23 protein-coding genes, 1 pseudogene and 1 riboswitch are annotated in these 25,010 nt (G+C 70.7%); of the genes and pseudogenes, 14 read left to right on the top strand and 10 right to left on the bottom strand.

Annotation, left to right across the window (positions count from 1 at the left end):
• Window positions 1-29 precede the first annotated feature (29 nt).
• From frr to ACFYW5_RS00345, 7 genes are all read left to right on the top strand, one after another.
• Window positions 30-587: a ribosome recycling factor gene (gene frr, locus ACFYW5_RS00375; RefSeq protein ID WP_389414725.1), complete on the top strand. Its 558-nt coding sequence runs from the start codon at window positions 30-32 to the stop codon at window positions 585-587.
• Complete coding sequence (locus ACFYW5_RS00370) at window positions 587-1,711, top strand: phosphatidate cytidylyltransferase (RefSeq protein ID WP_389414724.1); 1,125 nt, start codon at window positions 587-589, stop codon at window positions 1,709-1,711. The genes frr and ACFYW5_RS00370 overlap by 1 nt, the downstream gene beginning before the upstream one ends.
• Before the next feature lie 122 nt (window positions 1,712-1,833).
• Window positions 1,834-2,283, top strand: coding sequence for an SRPBCC family protein (locus ACFYW5_RS00365; RefSeq protein ID WP_389414723.1), 450 nt, complete (start codon window positions 1,834-1,836; stop codon window positions 2,281-2,283).
• A gap of 47 nt (window positions 2,284-2,330) precedes the next feature.
• The gene (gene rlmN, locus ACFYW5_RS00360; protein WP_389414722.1) at window positions 2,331-3,437 is read left to right on the top strand and encodes a 23S rRNA (adenine(2503)-C(2))-methyltransferase RlmN; all 1,107 of its coding nucleotides are present in this window, start codon (window positions 2,331-2,333) and stop codon (window positions 3,435-3,437) included.
• A gap of 38 nt (window positions 3,438-3,475) precedes the next feature.
• Window positions 3,476-3,581: riboswitch (TPP riboswitch) on the top strand.
• 77 nt (window positions 3,582-3,658) lie between these two features.
• Window positions 3,659-4,741, top strand: coding sequence for a thiamine ABC transporter substrate binding subunit (locus ACFYW5_RS00355; protein WP_389414721.1), 1,083 nt, complete (start codon window positions 3,659-3,661; stop codon window positions 4,739-4,741).
• A gap of 35 nt (window positions 4,742-4,776) precedes the next feature.
• Window positions 4,777-6,378 carry an ABC transporter permease gene (locus ACFYW5_RS00350; RefSeq protein ID WP_389415604.1) on the top strand — a complete coding sequence of 534 codons (1,602 nt, stop codon included), beginning with the start codon at window positions 4,777-4,779 and terminating at the stop codon, window positions 6,376-6,378.
• Complete coding sequence (locus ACFYW5_RS00345; protein WP_389414720.1) at window positions 6,378-7,397, top strand: ABC transporter ATP-binding protein; 1,020 nt, start codon at window positions 6,378-6,380, stop codon at window positions 7,395-7,397. The genes ACFYW5_RS00350 and ACFYW5_RS00345 overlap by 1 nt, the downstream gene beginning before the upstream one ends.
• 66 nt (window positions 7,398-7,463) lie before the next feature.
• On the opposite strand, the gene ACFYW5_RS00340 is transcribed toward ACFYW5_RS00345, so the two are convergent.
• The 7 genes from ACFYW5_RS00340 to ACFYW5_RS00310 all read right to left on the bottom strand — a co-directional run bounded on the left by ACFYW5_RS00340 (window position 7,464) and on the right by ACFYW5_RS00310 (window position 14,162).
• On the bottom strand, window positions 7,464-8,156 hold the full coding sequence (locus tag ACFYW5_RS00340; RefSeq protein WP_389414719.1) for an LAETG motif-containing sortase-dependent surface protein: 693 nt from the start codon (window positions 8,154-8,156) through the stop codon (window positions 7,464-7,466).
• 150 nt (window positions 8,157-8,306) lie between these two features.
• Entirely contained in the window at window positions 8,307-9,428 is a 1,122-nt protein-coding gene (locus tag ACFYW5_RS00335) for an LOG family protein (protein ID WP_389414718.1), read from the bottom strand.
• A gap of 26 nt (window positions 9,429-9,454) precedes the next feature.
• Window positions 9,455-9,862, bottom strand: a complete 408-nt coding sequence (locus ACFYW5_RS00330) for a VOC family protein (RefSeq protein WP_389415603.1) — start codon at window positions 9,860-9,862, stop codon at window positions 9,455-9,457.
• A 119-nt stretch (window positions 9,863-9,981) separates the two neighbouring features.
• A complete protein-coding gene (locus ACFYW5_RS00325; RefSeq protein WP_389414717.1) occupies window positions 9,982-11,331 on the bottom strand; it encodes a hypothetical protein in 1,350 nt (449 codons plus the stop codon).
• The gene (locus ACFYW5_RS00320; RefSeq protein WP_389414716.1) at window positions 11,313-12,053 is read right to left on the bottom strand and encodes an ABC transporter ATP-binding protein; all 741 of its coding nucleotides are present in this window, start codon (window positions 12,051-12,053) and stop codon (window positions 11,313-11,315) included. Before ACFYW5_RS00320 ends, ACFYW5_RS00325 begins: the two co-directional genes overlap by 19 nt.
• Window positions 12,054-12,247: 194 nt before the next feature.
• Window positions 12,248-13,612: an aspartate aminotransferase family protein gene (locus ACFYW5_RS00315; protein ID WP_389414715.1), complete on the bottom strand. Its 1,365-nt coding sequence runs from the start codon at window positions 13,610-13,612 to the stop codon at window positions 12,248-12,250.
• Window positions 13,613-13,631: 19 nt separating this feature from the next.
• Window positions 13,632-14,162, bottom strand: coding sequence for an Lrp/AsnC family transcriptional regulator (locus tag ACFYW5_RS00310; protein WP_389414714.1), 531 nt, complete (start codon window positions 14,160-14,162; stop codon window positions 13,632-13,634).
• A gap of 170 nt (window positions 14,163-14,332) precedes the next feature.
• On the opposite strand from ACFYW5_RS00310, the gene ACFYW5_RS00305 reads away from it, so the two are divergent.
• Window positions 14,333-15,772 carry a gamma-aminobutyraldehyde dehydrogenase gene (locus tag ACFYW5_RS00305; RefSeq protein ID WP_389414713.1) on the top strand — a complete coding sequence of 480 codons (1,440 nt, stop codon included), beginning with the start codon at window positions 14,333-14,335 and terminating at the stop codon, window positions 15,770-15,772.
• A 67-nt stretch (window positions 15,773-15,839) separates the two neighbouring features.
• On the opposite strand, the gene ACFYW5_RS00300 is transcribed toward ACFYW5_RS00305, so the two are convergent.
• A complete protein-coding gene (locus ACFYW5_RS00300) occupies window positions 15,840-16,532 on the bottom strand; it encodes a glycerophosphodiester phosphodiesterase (RefSeq protein ID WP_389414712.1) in 693 nt (230 codons plus the stop codon).
• A gap of 8 nt (window positions 16,533-16,540) precedes the next feature.
• Window positions 16,541-17,697, bottom strand: a pseudogene (locus ACFYW5_RS00295) (adenosine deaminase); the annotation flags it as partial.
• A 61-nt stretch (window positions 17,698-17,758) separates the two neighbouring features.
• On the opposite strand from ACFYW5_RS00295, the gene ACFYW5_RS00290 reads away from it, so the two are divergent.
• A complete protein-coding gene (locus tag ACFYW5_RS00290; protein ID WP_389414711.1) occupies window positions 17,759-18,445 on the top strand; it encodes a DUF4190 domain-containing protein in 687 nt (228 codons plus the stop codon).
• A 68-nt stretch (window positions 18,446-18,513) separates the two neighbouring features.
• On the opposite strand, the gene ACFYW5_RS00285 is transcribed toward ACFYW5_RS00290, so the two are convergent.
• Entirely contained in the window at window positions 18,514-19,068 is a 555-nt protein-coding gene (locus tag ACFYW5_RS00285) for an NADAR family protein (RefSeq protein ID WP_389414710.1), read from the bottom strand.
• Window positions 19,069-19,279: 211 nt separating this feature from the next.
• On the opposite strand from ACFYW5_RS00285, the gene ACFYW5_RS00280 reads away from it, so the two are divergent.
• Genes ACFYW5_RS00280 through ACFYW5_RS00260 form a run of 5 tightly spaced genes read left to right on the top strand, consistent with a single transcriptional unit; the run spans window position 19,280 to window position 24,995 of the window.
• Window positions 19,280-20,815, top strand: coding sequence for a gamma-aminobutyraldehyde dehydrogenase (locus ACFYW5_RS00280; RefSeq protein ID WP_389414709.1), 1,536 nt, complete (start codon window positions 19,280-19,282; stop codon window positions 20,813-20,815).
• 51 nt (window positions 20,816-20,866) lie between these two features.
• A complete protein-coding gene (locus ACFYW5_RS00275; protein WP_389414708.1) occupies window positions 20,867-22,114 on the top strand; it encodes a spermidine/putrescine ABC transporter substrate-binding protein in 1,248 nt (415 codons plus the stop codon).
• On the top strand, window positions 22,111-23,268 hold the full coding sequence (locus ACFYW5_RS00270; RefSeq protein WP_389414707.1) for an ABC transporter ATP-binding protein: 1,158 nt from the start codon (window positions 22,111-22,113) through the stop codon (window positions 23,266-23,268). The genes ACFYW5_RS00275 and ACFYW5_RS00270 overlap by 4 nt, the downstream gene beginning before the upstream one ends.
• Window positions 23,268-24,194, top strand: coding sequence for an ABC transporter permease (locus tag ACFYW5_RS00265; protein WP_389414706.1), 927 nt, complete (start codon window positions 23,268-23,270; stop codon window positions 24,192-24,194). The genes ACFYW5_RS00270 and ACFYW5_RS00265 overlap by 1 nt, the downstream gene beginning before the upstream one ends.
• Window positions 24,195-24,995, top strand: a complete 801-nt coding sequence (locus ACFYW5_RS00260; protein ID WP_389414705.1) for an ABC transporter permease — start codon at window positions 24,195-24,197, stop codon at window positions 24,993-24,995.
• Window positions 24,996-25,010 lie beyond the last annotated feature (15 nt).

Genomic DNA, 25,010 nt, shown 5'->3' with positions numbered 1-25,010 from the left:
GGCCTACTCAAGACACGCAGGAGCAAGTGGTGATCGAAGAGACCCTCCTCGAGGCCGAGGAGAAGATGGAGAAGGCCGTCGTGGTCGCCAAGGAGGACTTCGCCGCGATCCGCACCGGCCGTGCGCACCCGGCGATGTTCAACAAGATCGTGGCCGACTACTACGGCGCGCCGACGCCGATCAACCAGCTGGCTTCGTTCTCCGTGCCGGAGCCGCGCATGGCGGTCGTGACCCCGTTCGACAAGACCGCCCTGCGCAACATCGAGCAGGCGATCCGCGACTCCGACCTGGGCGTCAACCCGAGCAACGACGGCAACATCATCCGTGTGGTGTTCCCCGAGCTCACCGAGGAGCGCCGCCGCGACTACATCAAGGTCGCCCGGAGCAAGGCCGAGGACAGCAAGGTCTCCATCCGCTCGGTGCGCCGCAAGGCCAAGGACGCCATCGACAAGCTCGTCAAGGACGGCGACGTCGGTGAGGACGAGGGCCGCCGTGCGGAGAAGGAGCTCGACGACACCACCCACAAGTACGTCGCCCAGGTGGACGAGCTCCTGAAGCACAAGGAAGCTGAGCTGCTCGAGGTCTGATGAACGACTCTTCCTGGGGAGCGCCGCCACAAGCCGGGTACTGGGGGCCGTCCGACCAGGGGCCTGTCCAGGGGGCTGCCCCGGCGGGTCCCACGTACGATGCGCCTGAGGCGCAGCAGACTCGCCCCATGCCCATCGTGCCCGACGTACCCGCGTATGGCGGAGACCAGGATGACGATCGGGGGGCCGCTCGGCTGGGTGGCCCCCTGTTCCGCGACGAGACGCCGCGGGCGCAGCCCCACGGCAACGCGCCGCAGAATCCGGAGCCCATGCACGACGCCCCGCAGCCGGCGCCCCGACCGCAGAAGAAGAGCGCCGGGCGCGATCTGGGTGCGGCGATAGGGGTCGGCATCGGGCTCGGCGCGGTGATCGTCGCCTCGCTGTTCGTCTACAAGGCCGCGTTCGTCGGGGTCGTCGCCGTCGCCGTCGTGGTGGGTCTGTGGGAGCTGACCAAGCGGCTGGAGGAGCGCAAGGGCATCAAGGCGCCGCTCGTCCCGCTCGCGGTCGGCGGTGCGGCGATGGTCGTCGCCGGGTACGTCCGTGGCGCCGAGGGCGCCTGGGTGGCGATGGCGCTGACCGCGCTGGCCGTCCTGGTCTGGCGGATGACGGAACCCCCCGAGGGGTACCTCAAGGACGTCACGGCGGGCGTCTTCGCCGCGTTCTACGTCCCGTTCCTGGCCACGTTCGTCGCGATGATGCTCACCGCCGACGACGGCCCGGCCCGGGTGCTGACGTTCCTGCTGCTGACCGTCGTCAGCGACACCGGGGCGTACGCCATCGGCTGGCGCTTCGGCAAGCACAAGCTCGCTCCGCGGATCAGCCCCGGCAAGACCCGCGAGGGGCTGCTCGGGGCGGTTTCCTTCGCCATGGTGGCGGGTGCGCTGTGCATGCAGTTCCTGATCGACGACGGCGTCTGGTGGCAGGGCCTCCTGCTCGGCCTCGCGGTCGCGGCGAGCGCCACGCTGGGCGACCTCGGCGAGTCGATGATCAAGCGGGACCTGGGGATCAAGGACATGGGCACGCTGCTGCCGGGGCACGGCGGCATCATGGACCGGCTGGACTCCCTGCTGCCCACGGCGCCCGTGGTCTGGCTGCTGCTCGTGCTGTTCGTCGGGTCCGGCTGAGCGTCGGGTCCGGCTGCGCGTCGACGGACCCCTGGGAGCCCCCGCCTCGGCGGGGGCTCCGCTGTTCCCGGGGGCGGCGTGGTGGGACGCTTGAGGTGTACGCCCGTGAAGGGGGTCCCACCATGTCCGCCATCCGCGAATCCATCGACCTCGACTGCACGCCCGAAGAAGCGTTCGCGTACATCACCACCCCCTCCCATCTGCCCGAATGGCAGCTGAGCGCCGTCAAGGCGGAGCCACTGGAGCTGGGGCCGATGCACCCCGGCTCGCGCGTCCGGGTCACCCGCCGCATCGGCACCCGCGAGGTCCCGATGACCATCGAGTTCGACGCCCTCGACCCACCGCACAGCTGGGACCTGCACGGCATCGAAGGGCCGGTCCGTCCCCGCACCCACGGCTCGATCGAACCGCTCGACGAGGGCCGGCGCTGCCGCGTGACCATCGAGATCGACTTCGAAGCACACGGCCTGGGCAAGGCCCTGGTGCCCTTGGTCGTCCGCCCGCAGGTCCGCAAGGAGCTGCCGCGGGACGAGGCGCTGCTGAAGGAACGGCTGGAGGGGATCGGCGGATGATCGGGTGGCCCCGGCCACACGAATCGATCTGCGACACTGGTACAGCCATGCCTAAGCCCGGAGAACTCACATTCGTCGCCCCGCGCGGAGCCAAGAAGCCGCCGCGGCATCTTGCTGATCTTTCGCCCGCCGAGCGTAAGGACGCCGTCGCTGCGGTCGGGGAGAAGCCGTTTCGTGCCAAGCAGCTCTCGCAGCACTACTTCGCGCGGTACACCCACGACCCCGAGCAGTGGACCGACATCCCGGCCGCGGCGCGCGGCAAGCTGCGCGAGGAGCTGTTCCCCGAGCTGATGACGGTCGTGCGGCATCTGTCGACCGACCAGGGGACCACCCGCAAGACGCTCTGGCGGCTGTTCGACGGGACGCTCGTCGAGTCGGTGCTGATGCGGTATCCGGACCGGGTGACCATGTGCATCAGCTCGCAGGCCGGCTGTGGCATGAACTGCCCGTTCTGCGCGACCGGGCAGGCCGGGCTCGACCGGAATCTGTCCACCGCCGAGATCGTGCATCAGATCGTCGACGGGATGCGGGCGCTGCGGGACGGGGAGGTGCCCGGTGGGCCCGCCCGGCTGTCCAACATCGTCTTCATGGGGATGGGCGAGCCGCTCGCCAACTACAACCGGGTCGTGGGCTCCATCCGGCGCCTCACCGACCCCGAGCCGGACGGGCTGGGGCTGTCGCAGCGCGGGATCACCGTCTCCACCGTCGGTCTGGTCCCGGCGATCCACCGGTTCTCCGACGAGGGCTTCAAGTGCCGGCTCGCGATCTCGCTGCACGCCCCCGACGACGAGCTGCGCGACACCCTCGTCCCGGTGAACACCCGCTGGAAGGTCCGCGAGGTGCTGGACGCGGGGTTCGAGTACTCCGCGAAGTCCGGGCGCCGGCTGTCCATCGAGTACGCGCTGATCCGGGACATCAACGACCAGGCCTGGCGGGGCGACCGGCTCGGGCGGCTGCTCAAGGGCAAGCCCGTGCATGTGAACCTGATCCCGCTGAACCCGACCCCGGGCTCGAAGTGGACCGCTTCCCGGCCCGAGGACGAGAAGGCGTTCGTCGAGGCCATCGCGGCACACGGGGTGCCGGTGACGGTCCGGGACACCCGGGGCCAGGAGATCGACGGGGCGTGTGGTCAGCTCGCGGCCACCGAGCGGTAGTGTGCGCGCGGTAGTCTGATCGTCGTACGTACATCTTCATATTCCGACAGGGGAGCGCCACAGCGCTGAGAGTGCGGGACAGGCCGCAGACCCTCTGAACCTCGCCCAGGTCATTCTGGGTAGGGAGATCGGTCGTCACTCGAGCTGTTGCGCCCTGCCCGGACTCTTGGGAGGTCCGGGCAGGGCCGCGTCTCTTCCTGGTCCACTCCAGGAGGAATTCAGTGAGCATCACCAAGAAGGCCACCGTCATGGCCGTCGGACTCGGCCTCGTCACGCTCTCGGCGTGCGGGTCCTCCGACGACGACCACGGGTCCGGCGGCGCCGCCAGGACCGTCACCCTGGTCAGCCACAACTCGTGGGCCGTGTCCAAGGAGGTCCTCGCGGACTTCGAGAAGAGCTCCGGGTACCAGGTCAAGGTCCTGGAGGACGGCGACGCCGGGCAGGCCGTCAACAAGGCCATCCTGACCAAGGACGACCCGCAGGGCGACGTCTTCTTCGGCGTCGACAACACCCTGCTGTCCCGCGCGCTCGACAACGGGCTCTTCCAGCCGTACGAGGCGAAGGGCCTCGACCGGATCGACGCCACGTTCCAGCTCGACCGGGACGAGCACCGGGTCACCCCGGTCGACTACGGCGACATCTGCGTCAACTACGACAAGAAGTACTTCGAGGACCGTGACCTGGCCCCGCCGTCGACCCTCGACGACCTGGCCGAGCCCGCGTACAAGAACCTCCTCGTCACCGAGAACGCCTCCACCTCCTCGCCCGGCCTCGGCTTCCTGCTCGGCACCGCCGCGCGCTACGGCGACGACGGCTGGCCGGAGTACTGGAAGAAGCTCAAGGCCAATGGCGTCAAGGTGGTCGACGGCTGGGAGCAGGCCTACAACGAGGAATTCTCCGGCTCCGCCGGCGGCAAGGCGGCCAAGGCCGACCGGCCGCTCGTGGTGTCGTACGCCTCCTCGCCGCCCGCCGAGGTGATCTACGGCGACCCGAAGCCCGCCACCGCTCCCACCGGCGTCGCCGAGGGCACCTGCTTCCGGCAGATCGAGTTCGCGGGCCTGCTCGGCAACGCGCGGAACAGCGAGGGCGGCAAGGCGCTGATCGACTTCCTGATCAGCAAGAAGTTCCAGGAGGACATGCCGCTGAACATGTTCGTCTACCCCGTGGTCGAGGAGGCGGACGTGCCCGCGGAGTTCACCGAGCACGGGCCCGCGGCCAAGAAGCCCTTGACCATGGACCCCGCGAAGATCGCCGACCACCGCGACGAGTGGGTCAAGTCGTGGACCTCGCTCGTACTGAAGTAGCCGGCCGGCGCCGGCACGCGGCGCGGCTGGGCCTGATGGCCCTGCCCGTCGCGTTCTTCGGCGTCTTCTTCGCCTACCCCGTCGCCGCGATCGTCGCCCGCGGCCTGCGGGTCGACGGGGTCTGGCAGCTCGGCCGGATCGCGGACGTGCTGACCCAGCCGGACGTCCGGCACGTCCTGTGGTTCACCACCTGGCAGGCGCTCGCCTCCACCGCGCTGACCCTGCTGCTCGCGCTGCCCGCCGCCTATGTCTTCGCCCGCTTCGACTTCCCCGGCAAGCAGATCCTGCGGGCGGTGGTGACGGTGCCGTTCGTGCTGCCGACGGTCGTCGTCGGTACGGCCTTCCTGGCGCTCGTCGGACGCGGCGGACTCCTCGACGAGCTGTGGGGCCTGCGGCTGGACACGACGGTGTGGGCGATCCTGCTGGCGCACGTCTTCTTCAACTACGCCGTGGTCGTCCGCACCGTCGGCGGGCTCTGGGCGCAGCTGGACCCGCGGCAGGAGGAGGCGGCGCGGATGCTCGGCGCGTCCCGCCGGCGGGCCTGGCGGACGGTGACGCTGCCGGCGCTCGGGCCGGCCGTGGCCGCCGCCACCCTGATGGTCTTCCTGTTCACCTTCACCTCCTTCGGTGTCGTGCAGATCCTCGGCGGCCCGACCTTCTCCACCCTCGAAGTGGAGATCTACCGCCAGACCTCCGAGATCTTCGACCTGTCCACGGCCGCGGTCCTCACGCTCGTCCAGTTCGCGGCCGTCGGCGCGATCCTCGCCCTGCACGCCTGGACCGTACGGCGCCGGGAGACCGCCCTGCGCCTGGTGGACGCCTCGCTGACCGCACGCCGGCCGCGCGGGGCCGGGCAGTGGGCGCTGCTGGCCGGGGTCCTCGCCACCATCGCCGTGCTGCTCCTGCTGCCGCTCGCCGTGCTGGTGCAGCGGTCCCTGGGCGCCCCCGGGCTCGGCTACTACCGGGCGCTGACCTCGGCCGACGGCGGGGTCTTCCTGGTCCCGCCGATCGAGGCGATCGGCAACTCGCTGTCGTACGCCGTGGTCGCCACCGCCATCGCCGTGCTGGTCGGAGGTCTCGCCGCCGCCGCGCTGACCCGGCGGGACGCGGGCCGGTTCGTCCGCGGGTTCGACGCGCTGCTGATGCTGCCGCTCGGGGTCTCCGCGGTGACCGTCGGGTTCGGGTTCCTGATCGCCCTGGACGAGCCGCCGCTGGATCTGCGGGCCACCTGGATCCTGGTGCCGCTCGCGCAGGCGCTGGTCGGCGTGCCCTTCGTGGTACGGACCATGCTGCCGGTGCTGCGGGCCGTCGATCACCGGCTGCGGGAGGCGGCGGCCGTGCTCGGGGCGTCGCCGTGGCGGGTGTGGCGGGAGGTGGACCTGCCGATGGTGCGGCGGGCGCTGCTGATCGCGGCCGGGTTCGCCTTCGCGGTGTCGTTGGGGGAGTTCGGGGCGACCGTGTTCATCGCGCGGCCCGACGATCCGACGCTGCCGGTCGCGGTGGCCAAGCTGCTCGGGCGCGCCGGGCAGCTCAACTACGGCCAGGCGATGGCCCTTTCGACGATTCTGATGGTGGTGTGCGCGGTGGCGCTGCTGGTGCTGGAGCGGCTGCGGACCGATCGGACGGGGGAGTTCTGATGCTGCTGAGCCTGGAGAACGCGACCGTGCGGTTCGGCGGGCGGGCCGTGCTCGACGCCGTGGATCTGGCGGTGGCCGAGCACGAGGTGGTCTGTGTCCTCGGGCCCAGCGGCTGCGGCAAGTCGACGCTGCTGCGGGCGGTGGCCGGACTCCGGCCGCTGGACGCCGGGCGGGTGTCGCTCGACGGGCGCGACCAGGGCGGCGTGCCCGCGCACCGGCGGGGGGTGGGGCTGATGTTCCAGGACCATCAGCTCTTCCCGCAGCGGGACGTGGGCGGCAATGTCGCCTTCGGGCTGCGGATGCACGGGGCGTCGAAGCGTCAGCAGGCCGAACGGGTGCGGGAGTTGCTCGACCTCGTCGGGCTGCCGGGTGCCGAGGGCCGGGCCGTCGCCGCGCTCTCCGGCGGGGAGCAGCAGCGGGTGGCGCTGGCCCGGGCGCTGGCGCCCAGTCCCCGGCTGCTGATGCTCGACGAGCCGCTCGGCCAGCTCGACCGCTCGCTGCGGGAGCGACTGGTCGTCGAACTGCGGGAGCTGTTCAGCGAGTTGGGCACGACCGTGCTGGCCGTGACGCACGACCAGGGGGAGGCCTTCGCGCTCGCCGACCGGGTGGTGGTGATGCGGGACGGGCGGATCGCCCAGTCCGGTACGCCGCTGGAGGTGTGGCAGCGGCCGGCCGACGAGTTCGTGGCCCGCTTCCTCGGCTTCGACAACGTGGTCCCCGCCGCGGTCTCCGGGCAGGCCGCCGACACCCCCTGGGGCAAGCTGCCGGTGCCCGACGACACCGCCGAGGGCAGCCGCACGCTCCTCGTCCGGCCCGCCGGGGTCCGCCTGGTCGCGGCCGACCAGGGCCTGCCCTGCACGGTGGCCGCGCGCACCTTCAAGGGCACCCATGTCGCCGTACACCTGCAGCCCGAGGGCGCGCCCCGGCTGGAGGCGGCGTGCGCGCTGCGGGAGGCGCCGGAGGTGGGGGACCGGGTCGGGGTGGAGTTCGACGCGGCCGACATCGTGGTGCTCGGCTGACCGGCCCGATCGCGGGGGAGCGGGCCACCGTCCGGTACGGCCCGGACGATGGCCCGCTCCGGGGGTTCAGCGGGAGCCGCGCCTGCGCAGGCCGAGGAAGACCGCGCCGCCGCCGATCGCGACCAGCGCGACCGCGATGCCCGCGATCAGGCCGGTGTTGGAGTCGGCGCCGGTCTCGGCGAGGTTGGACTCACCGGCCGGGGTCGGGACGTTGCTGGAGGTGTCCGCCGGGGCGGTGCTGTCGCCCTCGGAGGGCGCGGGGGCCGGGGTCTCCTCGGCCGGGGCGGAGGCCGACGGCGTCGGTGTCGCGCTGTCCGATGGAGTCGGCGCCGGGGTGTCGGTGTCCTCCTTCTTGCAGGCCGTGGCCGGGGTCGTCAGGTTGGGCTTGATGTCCTCGTCGACATAGCCCGCGGCCTTGACGTGGATGCGGTACTCGGCGTTCGGCTTCCAGTTCTCGGCGAAGGTGATGGTGACGCCCTCGCGCGAGCCCTCGACCACCTGCTCGCCGACCTTCTTCAGGTCGGCGCCGTTGTTCTGGAGGTAGACGCTGACGGTGGCGGGGACACCGCCGGGGTCCACGTCGGTGACGGTGATGACACCGTTGTCACCATCGCACTTCGCTTCGGCGGAGAAATCCTTGATGTCGCACGCGAACGCGTTGCCGCCGAGACCGAGCACGAGCGCGGCCGAGGCGGAGGCGATGCCGAGCACGCGCGCGGAACGGGCGAGAGGTCGGCGGGGTATGGACAGGACTGCCACGTTGGTCCTTCACATGTTGCGCATTTGCGGGGGGTTGAGGGAGTGCAGACGCACCGGCGTCTCCACTCCCCGGAGGCTCACAGGTTTATAAGTGCCGCGTAAGCAGTGTCAACGCATATGCCGGACAAGGGTCTTGGCTTTGCCCGCTTATTAACCGCCGAGACGTTTCAACGCCTGCGGGGCCTCCTCGATCCGGTCGACCAGGGCGATCCGGGACTCCATCGACCGCTCCCGCGCGAGCGCCTGCAGCAACGGCCAGGCCGGCAGCTTCTGAGTCCAGTGCGCGCGGTCGACCAGCACCATCGGGGTGGGCTCGCCGCGCGACTCGTAGTAGTTCGGCGTGGTGTTGTCGAAGATCTCCTGCACGGTGCCGGCGGCGCCGGGCAGGAAGACCACGCCCGCGTCGCAGCGGGCCAGCAGGCCGTCCTCGCGGGTGGCGTTGGCGAAGTACTTGGCGATGTGCGCCGCGAAGGCGTTGGGCGGCTCATGGCCGTAGAACCAGGTCGGGATGCCGATGGAGCCGCCGCCCTTGGGCCAGCGGGCGCGGACCTCGAAGGCCGCGGTCGCCCAGGCGGTGACCGAGGGGGTGAACATCGGTTCCTTGGCGAGGAGTCGGAGCGCCTCGGTGAGCATGGTGTCGTCGTGCGGGGCGGCGTACGCGCCGAGGTTCGCCGCCTCCATCGCGCCCGGGCCACCGCCGGTGGCGACCGTGAAGCCCTCGCGGGTCAGCTCCCGACCGAGGCGGGCCGCACCGGCGTACGCCTGCGTGCCGCGGGCCATCGCGTGGCCGCCCATCACCCCCACCACCCGGGCACCGCGCAGGAGTTCGTCGAGGGCGTCGGAGACGGCGTCGTCATGGATCGAGCGGAGCATCGACGCGAAGATGTCGCCGTCCGCCTTGGTCTGCTGGAACCAGGCGTACGCGAGGGCGTCGGGGGTCTGTTCATAGCCCCGGTCCAGCCCGGCGAACAGCCCGTCGGGGGAGTAGAGCAGGCCGCGGTACGGGTCGAAGGGGAGGTCCGGTACCGGCGGGAAGACCATGGCGCCGTCCGCGCGGATCTTCACGGCCGCGTCCTCGCGCATCGGGCAGCCGAGGAAGACGGCGCCCGCCGTGTCCGTGGCGAGCAACTCCCGGGTCCGGTCGGTCAGATCGACGGCCTGGATCCGGAATCCGGCGAGGGTGCCGCGGGCCGAGACGGTGGCGTCGAACTCCTGGAGCGTCTCGATCTCACGGTCGTCGTGGTGGGCCGCATGGGCGGGCATCGTCTGCACGCGCCCATGCTAGACACGGCGACTGCTCAGCCCTCGACCGCGGCGGGGTCCATCCATACGACCTCCCAGCTGTGGCCGTCGAGGTCGTCGAAGCCGCGGCCGTACATGAAGCCCATGTCCTGGACCTTCTCGGAGGCGGTGCCGCCGGCCGCGACCGCCTTCTCCACCAGCTCGTCGACCTTCTCGCGGCTCTCGGCGCTCAGGCAGATCAGCACCTCGCTGGTCTTCGTGGCGTCCGCGATCTCCTTGTCGGTGAAGGTCGAGTAGAACGGCTTGGTGAGGAGCATCGCCACGATGGTCTCGCTGATCACGACACTCGCCGCGTTCTCGTCGCTGAACTGGGCGTTGATCGAGTAGCCCAGGTCCGTGAAGAACTTCTTCGAGGCGTCGAGGTCGGCGACGGGCAGGTTCACGAAGATCATCTGCTGGTACATCGGGGTCTCTCCCATTCGGTGTCGGTCTGTTCGATGGGGTAGACCGGGGGGCCGGGCGGAACTCATCGCGGTCCGGTGATTTTTTCCGTACGGATTTCTGGTGCCGGTTCCGCGACCGCTCAGCGGGCCAGCGGCAGCGCCGCCAGCTCGGCGACGATCAGGGTGAGCGGGCCGAAGACGGCCAGCAGCGCGCCCGCGCGCAGGGCGGCGGCGCCGCGCAGGACCGTGGGCGGGGCGCCGAGGCGGAGCAGGGCGGCCGTGGTGTCGGCGCGGGCCTGCCGTGCTTCCACGGCGGCGGTGAACAGGGTGGCCACCGCGCAGCCGGTGACCACGCTCGCGCCGAGGGTGGTGAGCGGGCCCAGCGAGCGTCCGTCCGCCGCGGGGTCGTGCAGGACGGCCAGGGCGTACCCGGCGGAGGCGACGGCGCAGACGATCCCGAGGGGGCGGCCGATCCTGGTGGCCTCCTCCATGAGGACCCGGCCGGCCAGGAGGCGCAGGGCGCCGGGGCGGAGCGTCTGGAGCAGCCGGCCGCACAGATGGGTGAGTCCCGGGCCGGCCAGGGCGAGGCCGACCGCGGTCAGCGCCCAGCCGACGAGGACGGCGGCGGGGCCCGTGGGAAGGCCCGACGGCATCCTGGTGGCGTTCGTGGTGGCCGCGCTGGCGTACGCCTCCACGGCCAGGCCCGCGGCGAGGACGGCGGTGCCCCAGGGCAGGCCGGAGGGCGTAGCCGTGGCCTGCGGGGCCTGCGGGATCGAGCCCGGCGCAGTCTCCTCGCCCGACCGCGCCCGCGGGGTGCCGCCGGTCTGCGTGCCGGGAGCCGCCCCGGCCGCCCGGCCGCCCGTGGCCTGGCGGAACCGTGCGCCGAACCGCCCGTACGCGCCGAACGTCTCCCGCTCCGCCGAGCTGCTCCGGGCCCCGAACCGGCCGTAGCGCCGGAGCCCTTCTCCCGCGAGCCGTGCCTCTCTCGGCCGGAGCGTCAGGGCCACTGCCAGGGACGCCGCCGCCGGTACCAGGGACAGCAGGGTCAGCGCCGCCGGGAGGGGCAGGGGCTGCGTCGCCGCCAGGAAGTCCGCCGCCGCGCCGTCGAAGGGCATGCCCGTCAGGTCGCCGCGCAGGTGGAGGAAGAACAGCAGCGCGAGCATGGACCCGAGCAGGGTCGACAGGGCTGTCGTCGTCACCGAGATGGCCACCAGGCGGACCGGGCCCAGACCGATCGCCGACAGACCGGGGCGGGGGCGGGTGCCCGGGTCGGTGCGGGCCACCGCCACCGCGAAGTGGACGGTCGCCGCCAGCGGCGCCGCGCACCAGGTCAGGCGGAGGAAGGACGCGCCGGGGGAGCCGGGGTGGGTCATCGCGTGGCCCAGGGTGCACAGGAGCAGAAACCCCGTGCCCGCCGACGCCGTCGCCACCAGCAGACGGCGCAGTTGTACGGCGGGGTGGGCGCGGCGGCTCAGGCGGAGAGCGAGCACGCGGCCCGGCCTTCCGCTTCGGCCATCGGGGGCAGGTGCACCGTGTTCACGCGGCGTCCGTCCAGCAGGGACACCGTGCGGTCGGCCAGGGCCGCGGTCTCGGAGTCATGGGTCGCCAGGACCACCGTGATGCCGTGCGAGCGGGCCGCCGTCGTGAGCGTGCGCAGGACGTGCGCGCGGTCGGCGCGGTGCAGCGGCGCCGTCGGTTCGTCCGCGAACAGGACCGTGGGCGCCGGGGCCAGCGCGCGGGCGATGCAGACCCGCTGGCGCTGCGCCTGGGTCAGCTCCCGCGGGCGCTTGCGGGCGCTGTCACCGATGTCGAGGCGCTCCAGCCACTCCAGGGCGGCCGTCTTGGCGCGGCGGCGGCCGGTGCCGCGCAGCATCAGCAGCAGGGCGGCGTTCTCCCAGACGTTGAGCTCGGGGACCAGTACCGGCTCGGGGTCGATCCAGCCGAAGCGGTCGCGGCGCAGCCGTTCGCGGCCGACGGGGCCCAGGGTGTGCACCGGGGCGCTGTTGAAGAAGATCTCGCCGCGCTGCGCCCGTGTCTGGCCGGAGAGGCAGCGCAGGAGCGTCGACTTGCCGCTGCCGCGGGGCCCGCTGACGGCGAGGATCTCGCCCTCGCGGACGCCGAGCGAGACACCGCCGAGCGCGGGCGAGCCGTCGGGGTGGGTGAAGTGCAGGGCACGGGCCCAGAGCACATCGTTGTCGGGCGGGGCCTCCATGCGCGTACCACCTCGTTCTGATCCGTTTTCCCTGCCGTGGTCCCCCGTGCGGGGGAACGACAGCAGGGCCGATCGGTTACCAGGCACGCTAAGGATCCCGGGACAGGAGCCCGGACAGCACGCGGCCCGGGGTGCGCCCTTCTCACTCGGATGGGTGCACCCCGGGCCGTACGGGCGGCTCGGCCTTTCGAGGGCTAGAGCTTCGTCCACGCCTCCGTCAGCGTCGCGCGCAGGATCTGCTCGATCTCGTCGAACGTCTCCTGGTTGGAGATCAGCGGCGGGGAGAGCTGGATGACCGGGTCGCCGCGGTCGTCGGCACGGCAGTACAGGCCGTTGTTGAAGAGCTCCTTGGAGAGGAAGTTGTAGAGCACGCGCTCGGTTTCCTCGTCGCTGAAGGACTCCTTGGTGTGCTTGTCCTTGACCAGCTCGATGCCGTAGAAGAAGCCGTTGCCGCGGACGTCGCCGACGATCGGCAGGTCGTACAGCTTCTCCAGCGTGGCGCGGAAGGCGCCCTCGTTGTCGAGCACGTGCTGGTTGAGGCCCTCGCGCTCGAACAGGTCGAGGTTGGCGACGCCGACCGCCGCGGAGACCGGGTGGCCGCCGAAGGTGTAGCCGTGCAGGAAGGTGTTGTCGCCCTTGTAGAACGGCTCGGCCAGGCGGTCGGAGATGATGCAGGCGCCGATCGGGGAGTAGCCCGAGGTCATGCCCTTGGCGCAGGTGATCATGTCCGGGACGTAGCCGAACTTGTCACAGGCGAAGGTCTTGCCCAGCCGGCCGAAGGCGCAGATGACCTCGTCCGAGACGAGCAGCACGTCGTACTGGTCGCAGATCTCGCGCACCCGCTGGAAGTAGCCGGGCGGGGGCGGGAAGCAGCCGCCGGCGTTCTGCACGGGCTCCAGGAACACCGCGGCGACGGTCTCCGGGCCCTCGAAGAGGATCTGCTGCTCGATCTGGTCGGCGGCCCAGCGGCCGAAGGCCTCCGGGTCGTCGCCGAAGAGCGGGGCGCGGTAGATGTTGGTGTTCGGGACCTTGTGCGCGCCCGGGACCAGCGGCTCGAAGGGGGCCTTCAGGGCCGGCAGGCCGGTGATGGACAGGGCGCCCTGCGGGGTGCCGTGGTAGGCGACCGCGCGGGAGATGACCTTGTACTTGGTCGGCTTGCCGGTCAGCTTGAAGTACTGCTTGGCGAGCTTCCAGGCGGTCTCGACCGCCTCGCCGCCACCGGTGGTGAAGAAGACCTTGTTGAGGTCGCCGGGGGCCTCGTTCGCCAGGCGCTCGGCCAGCTCGACGGCCTTGGGGTGGGCGTAGGACCAGACCGGGAAGAAGGCGAGCTCCTGCGCCTGCTTCATGGCGGTCTCGGCCAGCTCCTGGCGGCCGTGGCCTGCCTGGACCACGAACAGGCCCGCGAGCCCGTCGAGGTAGCGCTTGCCCTTGTCGTCGTAGATGTAGGTGCCCTCGCCCCGGACGATCGTGGGGACGGGGGAGTTCTCGTACGAGGACATGCGGGTGAAGTGCATCCACAAGTGGTCGTACGCGGTCTGGCTGAGGTCCTTGGTGCTCACGGTTATCGGGTCCTCACGGCTATCGGGTTCCCCACATGTAGGTCTGCTTCTTGAGCTTCAAGTAGACGAAGCTCTCGGTGGAGCGCACTCCGGGGATGGCTCGGATACGGCGGTTGATGACGTCCAGCAGGTGGTCGTCGTCCTCGCAGACAATCTCCACCATCAGGTCGAAGGAGCCCGCTGTCATCACGACGTACTCGCATTCGGGCATCGCGGTGAGCGCGTCGGCCACGGACTCCACGTCGCCCTCGACATGGATGCCGACCATCGCCTGGCGACGGAAGCCCACGGTGAGCGGGTCCGTGACGGCGACGATCTGCATCACGCCCTGGTCGAGCAGCTTCTGGACGCGCTGGCGCACGGCCGCCTCGGAGAGGCCCACGGCCTTGCCGATGGCGGCGTACGGCCGGCGGCCGTCCTGCTGGAGCTGTTCGATGATGGCGAGGGAGACGGCGTCCAGGTGCGGCGAGCTGCCGTTCCTGGATTCGCGGGGGGACTCACGAGAGTCCCGGGGGTCTGCGCTTCGACTGGCCACGACCTCACTGTGCACGAGGTCTCGATAGTTTCGCAAGGCCCAGGCGATGAAATTCGTTGTTTACGTGTGTGAGTCCTGCGGATTTCGCAGTTCGCGTGGGATCAGGGGTGTTGAAAACGTCGGCTTGCCGATTAGGGTGGGTGTCTCAGCAATCGGACAGTAGAACCCCTGACAGGAGGCCGGCAGTGAGCACCGAGCTGCGTCGTCTGCGCAACTACATCGACGGTGAGTTCCGGGACGCCGCCGACGGACGGACCACCGAGGTGGTCAACCCCGCGACGGGCGAGGCGTACGCGACCGCGCCGCTGTCCGGGCAGGCGGACGTCGACGCCGCCATGGAGGCCGCCGCCCGCGCCTTCCCCGCCTGGCGCGACACCACCCCCGCCGAGCGCCAGAAGGCCCTCCTGAAGATCGCGGACGCGTTCGAGGAGCGTGCCGAGGAGCTCATCGCGGCCGAGGTGGAGAACACCGGCAAGCCGATCGGACTGACCCGGTCCGAGGAGATCCCGCCGATGGTGGACCAGATCCGGTTCTTCGCCGGCGCGGCCCGCATGCTCGAGGGCCGCTCGGCCGGTGAGTACATGGAGGGGATGACCTCCATCGTCCGTCGCGAGCCGGTGGGCGTCTGCGCGCAGGTCGCGCCGTGGAACTACCCGATGATGATGGCCGTATGGAAGTTCGCGCCGGCCATCGCGGCGGGCAACACCGTCGTGCTGAAGCCGTCGGACACCACCCCGGCCTCGACCGTCCTGATCGCCGACATCATCGGCTCGATCCTGCCCAAGGGCGTCTTCAACGTCGTCACCGGCGACCGGGACACCGGCCGCCTGATGGTCGAGCACCCGATCCCGGCGATGGCCTCCATCACCGGCTCGGTCCGCGCCGGCATGTCGGTCGCCGAGTCCGCGGCCAAGGACCTCAAGCGGGTCCACCTGGAGCTGGGCGGCAAGGCGCCGGTCGTCGTCTTCGAGGACACCGACATCGCCAAGGCCGTCGAGGACATCTCCGTCGCGGGCTTCTTCAACGCCGGCCAGGACTGCACGGCCGCCACCCGCGTCCTGGTCCAGGAGTCCATCCACGACGAGTTCGTGGCCGCGCTCGCCAAGGCCGCCGCCGAGACGAAGACGGGTCAGCCGGACGACGAGGACGTGCTCTTCGGCCCGCTGAACAACCCCAACCAGCTCAAGCAGGTCTCCGGCTTCATCGAGCGGCTGCCCGCGCACGCCAAGGTCGAGGCCGGCGGTCAGCGGGTCGGCGACAAGGGCTACTTCTACGCGCCGACCGTCGTCTCCGGGCTCAAGCAGGACGACGAGATCATCCAGAACGAGGTCTTCGGGCCGGTCATCACCGTCCAGTCCTTCTCGGACGAGGCGCAGGCCGTCGAGTGGGCGAACGGCGTGGACTACGCCCTCGCCTCCTCGGTGTGGACCAAGGACCACGGGCGGGCGATGCGGATGTCGAAGTCGCTGGACTTCGGCTGCGTCTGGATCAACACGCACATTCCGCTGGTCGCGGAGATGCCGCACGGCGGCTTCAAGAAGTCCGGCTACGGCAAGGACCTCTCGGGGTACGGCTTCGAGGACTACACGCGGATCAAGCACGTGATGACGTCGCTGGACGGCTGACGGCTGGTCTCCGCGGTTTCGTTTCGCACCAGGGGTGCCGGGAGAAGTCCCGGCACCCCTGGTGTCGTCAGGGGTTCTCGCGACGGGCGGCGAGGAGGGTGTCGATGCGGTTCGTGGTGATCGAGTCGACGCCCAGGGCGATCAGCCGGCGCATCGAGCGGCGGGTGTCCGGGGTCCAGACCGACAGCAGGTGCCCGCCCCGGTGGACGCGCTCCGCGAGGGCCCGGTCGACCAGGCCGAAACGGTAGTTGAGCCAGCGCGGCCGCACCGCCTCCAGCAGCGCGGGCCGCGGCGGTGCCAGCGTCGTCCAGGTCAGAGCGATCTCGGCGGCCGGATCGGCGGCGCGCACCGCGAGCATGGCGGGGGCGCCGGCGCAGTAGTACACGCGGTCCGAGGCGCCCGCCTCCCGTACGGCGTCCACGATCCGGCGGGCGGCGCGCAGGTCCGGCCGGCCGGGCAGGTCGAGCATCACCCGGTGACCGTCGGTCGCCGCCAGCGCCTCGGCCAGCGTCGGCACTTTGCCGCCCGTGTGTCCCAGCACCTCGTCCGCCGACAGGGAGCACAGCGGGCGGTCCAGCTCCCACAGCCGCTTCAGCGACTCGTCGTGCAGCAGGACGGGCGTGCCGTCCCGGGTCAGGCGTACGTCGACCTCCACGGCGTCGGCGCCCCTGCTGAGCGCCGAACGCAGCGAGTCGAGCGTGTTCTCCCGGAACCGATAGGGGTCGCCGCGGTGGGCGACCGCGGTCACCTCGGTGGTCATCGGGGCGGTCAGGGGGCGAGCCAGGCGGCGGTGTACGCGTCGATCTCGTCCTTGACGCGGGCCTTGCCGGGCTCGTCGAGGAAGGACGCGTCGACCGCGTTGTGCGCGAGTGCGGCCAGGCCGCGCTCGTCGAGCTCCAGCAGGCGGGCGGCCACCGCGTACTCGGTGTTGAGGTCGGTGCCGAACATCGGCGGGTCGTCGGAGTTGATCGTGACCACGACACCCGCCCGGACGAAGTCCTTGACCGGGTGCTCGTCGAGGGTGCGTACCGCGCGCGTGGCGATGTTGGAGGTCGGGCACACCTCCAGCGGGATCCGGTGCTCGGCGAGGTGGGTGAGCAGCTTCGGGTCCCGCGCGGAACTCGTGCCGTGCCCGATGCGCTCGGCGCCCAGATGCGTCAGGGCGTCCCACACCGTCTCCGGGCCCGTGGTCTCACCGGCGTGCGGCACGGAGTGCAGGCCCGCGGCGATGGCCCGGTCGAAGTACGGCTTGAACTGCGGCCGCGGCACGCCGATCTCGGGGCCGCCGAGCCCGAACGACACCAGGCCCTCGGGGCGCAGCCGGTCGTCGGTGGCGAGCCGCACGGTCTCCTCGGCGGAGTCGAGCCCGGCCTCGCCGGGGATGTCGAAGCACCAGCGCAGTACGGTCCCGAACTCGGCCTCGGCCGCCTTGCGGGCGTCCTCGATCGCGTCCATGAAACCGCGCTCGTCGATGCCGCGGCGGGTGGAGGAGAAGGGGGTGATGGTCAGCTCGGCGTAGCGCACCTGCTGCCGGGCCAGGTCCCGGGCCACCTCGTACGTCAGCAGACGTACGTCCTCCGGGGTGCGGATCAGGTCGACGACGGACAGATACACCTCGATGAAGTGGGCGAAGTCCGTGAAGGTGAAGTAGTCGACCAGGGCCTCGGGGTCGGTGGGCACCTTGGAGTCGGGGTGGCGGGCGGCCAGCTCGGAGACGATGCGCGGGGAGGCGGAGCCGACGTGGTGCACATGGAGTTCGGCCTTGGGCAGTCCGGCGATGAAGGCGTGCAGGTCGCGCGTGGCGCCCGCGAGGCCGGCGGCGGTGCGGTCGGTCAAGGTTCCTCCCCGGGAACGGCGTCCCCGGCCGGGTTGCGGCGGGACGCGGGTGATCGGCTGATCGGTGACTCGGGATCATCGTAGGCCGGGGCCGCGGGGTCCGGGGCCGCGCCGTAGCATGACGGGAGGCAGACAGAGGGGGGCCCGCGCATGTCCGAGGACACGCCGCCGCGGCGCGAACCGCAGCACCCGTCGGGACACGGGCCCGCGCGTGAGGTCCGGCTGGACAAGGGACCGGAGGCGTCCGCGCCCGAGCCGAACCCCTGGGCACCGCCGTCGGCGGACGGTCCCGGGAACACGGTGGCCTCGTCGTCGGGGACCTGGTCGGCGCCCTCGGTTCCGTCGGCGCCCTCCGTGCACGATCAGCAGACGGTGGCCTCCATGCCGGGCGCCGGCGCGCCGGGCCCGCAGCAGCCGTGGCCCGCTCCGGCGAACCCCTTCGCGGCTCCGGGTGCCTCCTACGGCCAGGGCGGGCCGGTCCCTCCGCCGCCCATCGCCCCGGACGGCCCCGGACAGCTGCCCTACGGCTACCCGGGCGGATACGGCTACCCGGGCGGGGAGTACGCCTGGCCCGGTATGCAGCCCGCGCCGATGCCGAGCAACGGCATGGGCACGACCGCGCTGGTGCTCGGGATCATCTCGGCGGCGGTGTTCTGCCTGTGGCCGGTGGCCATCCTGCTCGGCATCCTGGCGCTGATCTTCGGCCTGATCGGCCGGGGCAAAACCCGCCGGGGCGAGGCGACCAACGGCGGCCAGGCCCTGGCCGGGGTGATCTGCGGCGCCGCGGGCATCGTCCTCGGCTGCGCCATGCTGGCCTTCGTGATCGCTACGCGGTAGGGGGTGCGGGAGCTGCTGCGGGGGCCGTCAGGCCTCGCGGCCCGTACCTCCATCCCGTACATCCGCCCCTACCCCCGCAACCGCTCCCGCGCCTCCATCAGCGCGAAGCCCAGCAGGTTCGGACCCCGCCACCGCTCCGGGTTCATCGCCCCGTCGTCGGTCGCTGCGAGGCCGATGCCCCAGACCCGGTCCACCGGGCTCGCCTCCACCAGGACCCGCCGACCCGTACCCAGCAGGAAGCCGCGCAGCGCCTCGTCCGACGCGAACTTGTGCACGCTGCCCTCGACCACGATGCCGAACCGTTCGCGCGCCCATGTCTCCTCGTCGAAACCGCGCACCAGCCGCCCGGCGTTCTTCGCCTCCGAGGGGTGTCCGGCCGCCAGGATCCGGCGCTCGGCGTCGGGGTCGCCGAACAGCCGGGCCTTGCCGGCCATCATCCAGTGCTCGGCCGTCGCGTACCGCACGCCGTCCACGGTGAACGGCGACGGCCACCACTGACTCAGACAGCTCGCGCCGACCCGGCCGTCAGTTCTCGGCCGATGGCCCCAGAAGTGCAGATACTTGATATCCGCCCCCGCGCGGACCTCCCTGACCAGGGCATCCAAAGAATCGATCTTTCCCATGCACGCGAGTCTGGCAGGCACCACGGACACTCCGTCCTGGCTTTTTCGCGTTCACTCGACACCTGGTCGACAGATTCCGTCGCGTAACCAAAAGGCAACAACGGAATCCCTTGTTGGAGTGCTATTGCTCTGTCAGGATCGGCACTCAAATCGAGCTGGAGCTACGCCACCCGCCCCCGTGGACAGCGGGGCGAAGGCGGAGGAGAGCGACATGCACAACCCGGGCAACGCCACCCCGGAACGATTCCCCGCATCCGAGCGCTTCGCGGCCGGTGCGCAGTACATCGCGGGCCGCTTCACCCAGGGCACCTCGGGCCGCACCCACGCGGTCGTCGACCCGGCAACCGGGGAGGAGGTACTCAGCTACGAGCTGGCCGGCCCGGCCGACGTGGACGCCGCCGTCGCCGCCGCCCGCGCCGCCTTCCCGGCCTGGTCCGGAGCCACCCCCGGCGAGCGTTCCGACGCGCTGCACAAGCTGGCGGCCGTGCTCGCCGACCGGGCGGAGGAGTTCGCCCGCGCCGAGTCCCTCCAGTGCGGCAAGCCGCTGAAGCTCACCCGTGAGTTCGACGTGCCGGGCACCATCGACAACACCGCGTTCTTCGCGGGTGCCGCCCGGCACCTCCAGGGGCAGTCCGCCGGTGAGTACTCCGGCGACCACACCTCGTACGTCCGCCGGGAACCCATCGGCGTGGTCGGGTCGATCGCCCCCTGGAACTACCCCCTCCAGATGGCCGCCTGGAAGATCCTCCCGGCCATCGCCGCGGGCAACACCATCGTGCTCAAGCCGGCCGAGCTGACCCCGCTGACCTCGCTGCTCTTCGCCGAGGCCTGCACCGAGGCGGGGATCCCCGACGGTGTCGTCAACATCGTCACCGGCGCGGGCAAGGAGGCGGGCGAGCACCTCGTCGGGCACCCCGACGTGGCCATGACCTCCTTCACCGGGTCCACCGCCGTCGGCAAGCGGGTCGCCGAGATCGCCACCGCCACCGTGAAGCGGATCCACCTGGAGCTCGGCGGCAAGGCACCCTTCGTCGTCTTCGACGACGCCGACCTGGAGGCCGCCGCCAACGGCGCCGTCGCGGGCGCGCTCATCAACACCGGCCAGGACTGCACGGCCGCCACGCGCGCGTACGTGCAGCGGCCGCTGTACGAGGCGTTCGTGGAGCGGACCGCCGCCCTCATGGAAAGCGTCCGGCTCGGCGACCCCTTCGCCGCCGGCACCGACCTCGGCCCGCTGATCTCGCACGTCCAGCGCGACCGGGTCGCCGGGTTCGTCGACCGGGCGCGTGCCTACGCGCGCGTGGTGACCGGCGGGGAGGCCCCGCAGGGGGACCTGAAGCAGGGCGCCTACTACCGGCCCACGCTCGTCGCGGACGCCGCCCAGGACAGCGAGATCGTCCAGTCCGAGATCTTCGGACCCGTCCTGGTCGTCCTCCCCTTCGACACCGACGACGAGGGGCTCGCGCTCGCCAACGACACGCCGTACGGCCTGGCCGCCTCCGCGTGGAGCCGGGACGTCTACCGGGCGAACCGCGCCACCCGGGAGATCCAGGCGGGGTGCGTGTGGGTGAACGACCACATCCCGATCATCAGCGAGATGCCCCACGGCGGCTACAAGGCGTCCGGCTTCGGTAAGGACATGTCAGCCTACTCCTTCGAGGAGTACACGCAGCTCAAGCACGTGATGTTCGACAACACGGCGGTCGCCCGCAAGGACTGGCACCGCACGATCTTCGGGGACCGATAGCAGCCAGGCCGCCTGACCCGCGGCCGCCCCCTCCGAAAGGGCACCAAGCGCATGGAGCAGTACGAGCCCGACCGCCTGTCACCGGCCCAAGTGGCCGCCATGCGGCGCAGCTTCCGCAACGGCAGGGCCGCCCTCAGCCGCCGTTCGCTGCTGCGCGCCTCCACCGGCGGCGCGCTCGCGGTCGGCGGTCTGGGCACGCTGAGCGCCTGTGGCATCCCGGCCGCCGGCAAGACCGAGGGCGAAGTGTCCTCGGACGACCACTCGGCCAAGGAGAAGACAGTCAGCTTCTCCAACTGGACCGAGTACATGGACGTCGACGAGAGCGAGAAGCACCACCCCACGCTCGACACGTTCACCGAGCGGACCGGTATCAAGGTCAAGTACACCGAGGACATCAACGACAACGTCGAGTTCTTCGGCAAGATCAAGCCGCAGCTCGCGGCCGGCCAGGACACCGGGCGCGACCTCATCTGCGTCACCGACTGGCTCGCCGCCCGGCTGATCCGCCTCGGCTGGGTCCAGAAACTGGACCCGGCCAACCTGCCGAACGCCTACGCCAACCTGTCGTCCCAGTTCCGCTCCCCCGACTGGGACCCGGGCCGCTCCTACTCGTACGTATGGCAGGGCATCTCGACCGTCATCGCCTACAACAAGAAGGCGCTGGACGGCGTCGAGGTGAAGACGGTCTCCGACCTGCTCGACAACCCCAAGCTCAAGGGCCGGGTCGGCTTCCTGTCCGAGATGCGCGACAGCATCGGCATGACCCTGCTCGACATGGGCAAGGACCCGGGCGACTTCACCGCCGACGACTACGACGCGGCGATCGCCCGTATCCAGAAGGCCGTCGACGAGGGCCAGATCCGCCGCTTCACCGGCAACGACTACACCTCGGACCTGTCCAGCGGCGACTTCGCCGCCTGTATCGCCTGGGCGGGGGACGTCGTCCAGCTCAAGGCGGACAGCCCGGACATCGACTTCATCATCCCGGACAGCGGTTACGTGACCTCGACCGACAACCTCATGGTCCCCAACAAGGCCCGGCACAAGACGAACGCCGAGCGGCTCATCGACTACTACTACGAGCCGAAAGCGGCGGCCCAGCTCGCCGCGTACATCAACTACGTCTGCCCCGTCGACGGGGTCAGGGAAGAACTGGCCAAGATCGACGAGGACGCGGCGAACAACCCGCTGATCATCCCCGACAAGGCCATGGCCGCGAAGTCCCGCGCCTTCCGCTCGCTGAGCTCGAAGGAAGAGACCGAGTTCGAAACGAAGTTCGCGAAGCTGACGGGGGCGTGACAGACGTGACCACGACGAACGACCACACCGGGGACGTCCGCCTCACCGGCATCAGCAAGACCTACGGCTCCTTCACCGCCGTACACCCGCTGGACCTCACCGTGCCCCAGGGCTCCTTCTTCGCCCTGCTCGGCGCCTCCGGCTGCGGCAAGACCACCACCCTGCGGATGATCGCCGGACTGGAGGAGCCGACCTCCGGCACCGTCTTCCTCGGCGACCAGGACGTGACCCGGCTGCCGCCGTACAAGCGGCCGGTGAACACCGTCTTCCAGTCCTACGCCCTCTTCCCGCACCTCGACATCTTCGAGAACGTCGCCTTCGGTCTGCGCCGGCGCGGCGTCAAGAGCGTGAAGAAGCAGGTCGAGGAGATGCTGGAGCTGGTCCAGCTCGGCGAGCAGGCGCGCAAGAAGCCGCACCAGCTCTCCGGCGGCCAGCAGCAGCGGGTCGCGGTCGCCCGCGCGCTGATCAACCACCCCAAGGTGCTCCTCCTCGACGAGCCGCTCGGCGCCCTCGACCTCAAGCTGCGCCGCCAGATGCAGCTGGAGCTCAAGCGCATCCAGACCGAGGTCGGCATCACCTTCGTGCATGTCACGCACGACCAGGAGGAGGCCATGACCATGGCCGACCGGGTCGCCGTGATGAACGCGGGCCGCGTCGAGCAGCTCGGCGCCCCCGCCGATCTGTACGAGAACCCGAGGACCACCTTCGTCGCCAACTTCCTCGGCACCTCCAACCTCATCGAGGCCGAGGTCGACGCCAGGAGCGGCGACGACATCGTGCTCCGGGCGGGCGGCGGCAAGCTCGTCCTGCCCGAGGCGCGCTGCTCGGCCCCCGCCGCCACCGGCGGCAAGGTGCTGGTCGGCATCCGCCCGGAGAAGATCTCCCTGACGCACGCCGACGACGCCGGTGAGATCCCCGACGGCCGCAACCGCGTCACCGGCACGATCGCCGACGCGTCCTTCATCGGCGTCTCCACGCAGTACGTCATCGACAGCCCGGTCTGCGCCGACCTCTCGGTCTACGTCCAGAACGTCGACCGCGACGCCCGGCTGGTCCCCGGCGCCGAGGTCGTCCTGCACTGGAGCCCCGCCCACACCTTCGGCCTGGACGCCACGCAGGACATCGACGCGGGCATCCAGGAAGAGGCGGTCTGATGGCGACCCTCACCGACGCGCCGCCGCCCCTGGCGCCGCCCGCCCCGAAGAAGCCCCCGCGCAGAAGGGGCCGCTGGACGCCGTACCTGCTGCTGCTGCCCGGACTGGCCTGGCTGCTGGTGTTCTTCGCGCTGCCGATGGTCTACCAGGCGTCCACCTCCGTGCAGACCGGCTCGCTGGAGCAGGGCTACGAGGTCACCTGGCACTTCGCGACCTACTGGGACGCGCTGACCGAGTACTACCCGCAGTTCCTGCGGTCGGTGCTGTACGCCGGTTCCGCGACGATCCTGTGTCTGCTGCTGGGCTACCCGCTGGCGTACCTCATCGCCTTCCGGGCCGGGCGCTGGCGGAACCTGATCATGATCCTGGTGATCGCGCCGTTCTTCACCAGCTTCCTGATCCGCACCCTGGCCTGGAAGACGATCCTCGCCGACGGCGGCCCGGTCGTCGGCGCGCTCAACTCGCTGCACGTGCTGGACGTCACCAGCTGGCTCGGCATGACGGCGGGGGACCGGGTGCTGGCCACCCCGCTGGCGGTGGTGTGCGGTCTGACGTACAACTTCCTGCCGTTCATGATCCTGCCGCTCTACACCTCGCTGGAGCGCATCGACGGCCGGCTGCACGAGGCGGCGGGCGATCTGTACGCCAAGCCGATCACGACCTTCCGGAAGGTCACCTTCCCGCTGTCGATGCCCGGTGTCGTCTCCGGCACGCTGCTGACGTTCATCCCGGCCGCCGGTGACTACGTCAACGCCGATCTGCTCGGTTCCACCGACACCCGCATGATCGGCAACGTCATCCAGTCGCAGTTCCTCAGGATCCTCGACTATCCGACGGCGGCGGCGCTCTCCTTCATCCTGATGTTCGCGATCCTCGTGATGGTGTCGCTGTACATCCGCAAGTCCGGCACGGAGGATCTGGTTTAAATGGCCTTCGTCAACTGGTTCAAGCGCAATCTGGTCGTCCTCGCGGGCCTTTTCACCCTCGGATACCTGCTGCTGCCCAACGTCGTCGTGACGGTGTTCTCCTTCAACGACCCCAAGGGCCGCTTCAACTACGAGTGGCAGAAGTTCTCCACCGACGCCTGGACCGACCCGTGCGGGGTCTCGGGGCTGTGCTCCTCGCTCACCCTCAGCCTCCAGATCGCCTTCTGGGCGACGCTGGGCGCCACGGTCCTCGGCGCGATGATCGCCTTCGCTCTGGTCCGCTACCGGTTCCGGGCGCGCGGCGCGGTGAACTCGCTGATCTTCATGCCGATGGCGATGCCCGAGGTCGTGATGGCCGCCTCGCTGCTCACCCTGTTCCTCAACATGGGCGTCCAGCTGGGCTTCTGGACGATTCTCATCGCCCACATCATGTTCTGCCTCAGCTTCGTGGTGACGGCCGTCAAGGCGCGCGTGATGTCGATGGACCCGCGGCTGGAGCAGGCCGCGCAGGACCTCTACGCCGGCCCGCTGCAGACCTTCCTGCGGGTCACCCTGCCGATCGCGGCGCCCGGCATCGCCGCGGGCGCGCTGCTCGCCTTCGCGCTCTCCTTCGACGACTTCATCATCACCAATTTCAACGCGGGCTCGACCGTCACCTTCCCCATGTTCGTCTGGGGCTCGGCCCAGCGCGGAACGCCCGTGCAGATCAATGTCATCGGTACCGCCATGTTCGTCATCGCCGTACTCCTCGTCCTGACCTCCATGGTCATCACCAACCGCCGCACCAAGCGCAAGGCATGAACGCAGTCGTAGGGA

The organism is Streptomyces sp. NPDC002779 (genome assembly GCF_042888685.1).
Taxonomy (GTDB): Bacteria; Actinomycetota; Actinomycetes; order Streptomycetales; family Streptomycetaceae; genus Streptomyces.
The sequence above is the reverse complement of the archived record's forward strand: the minus strand, read 5'-3'. Positions and strand labels throughout refer to the sequence as shown.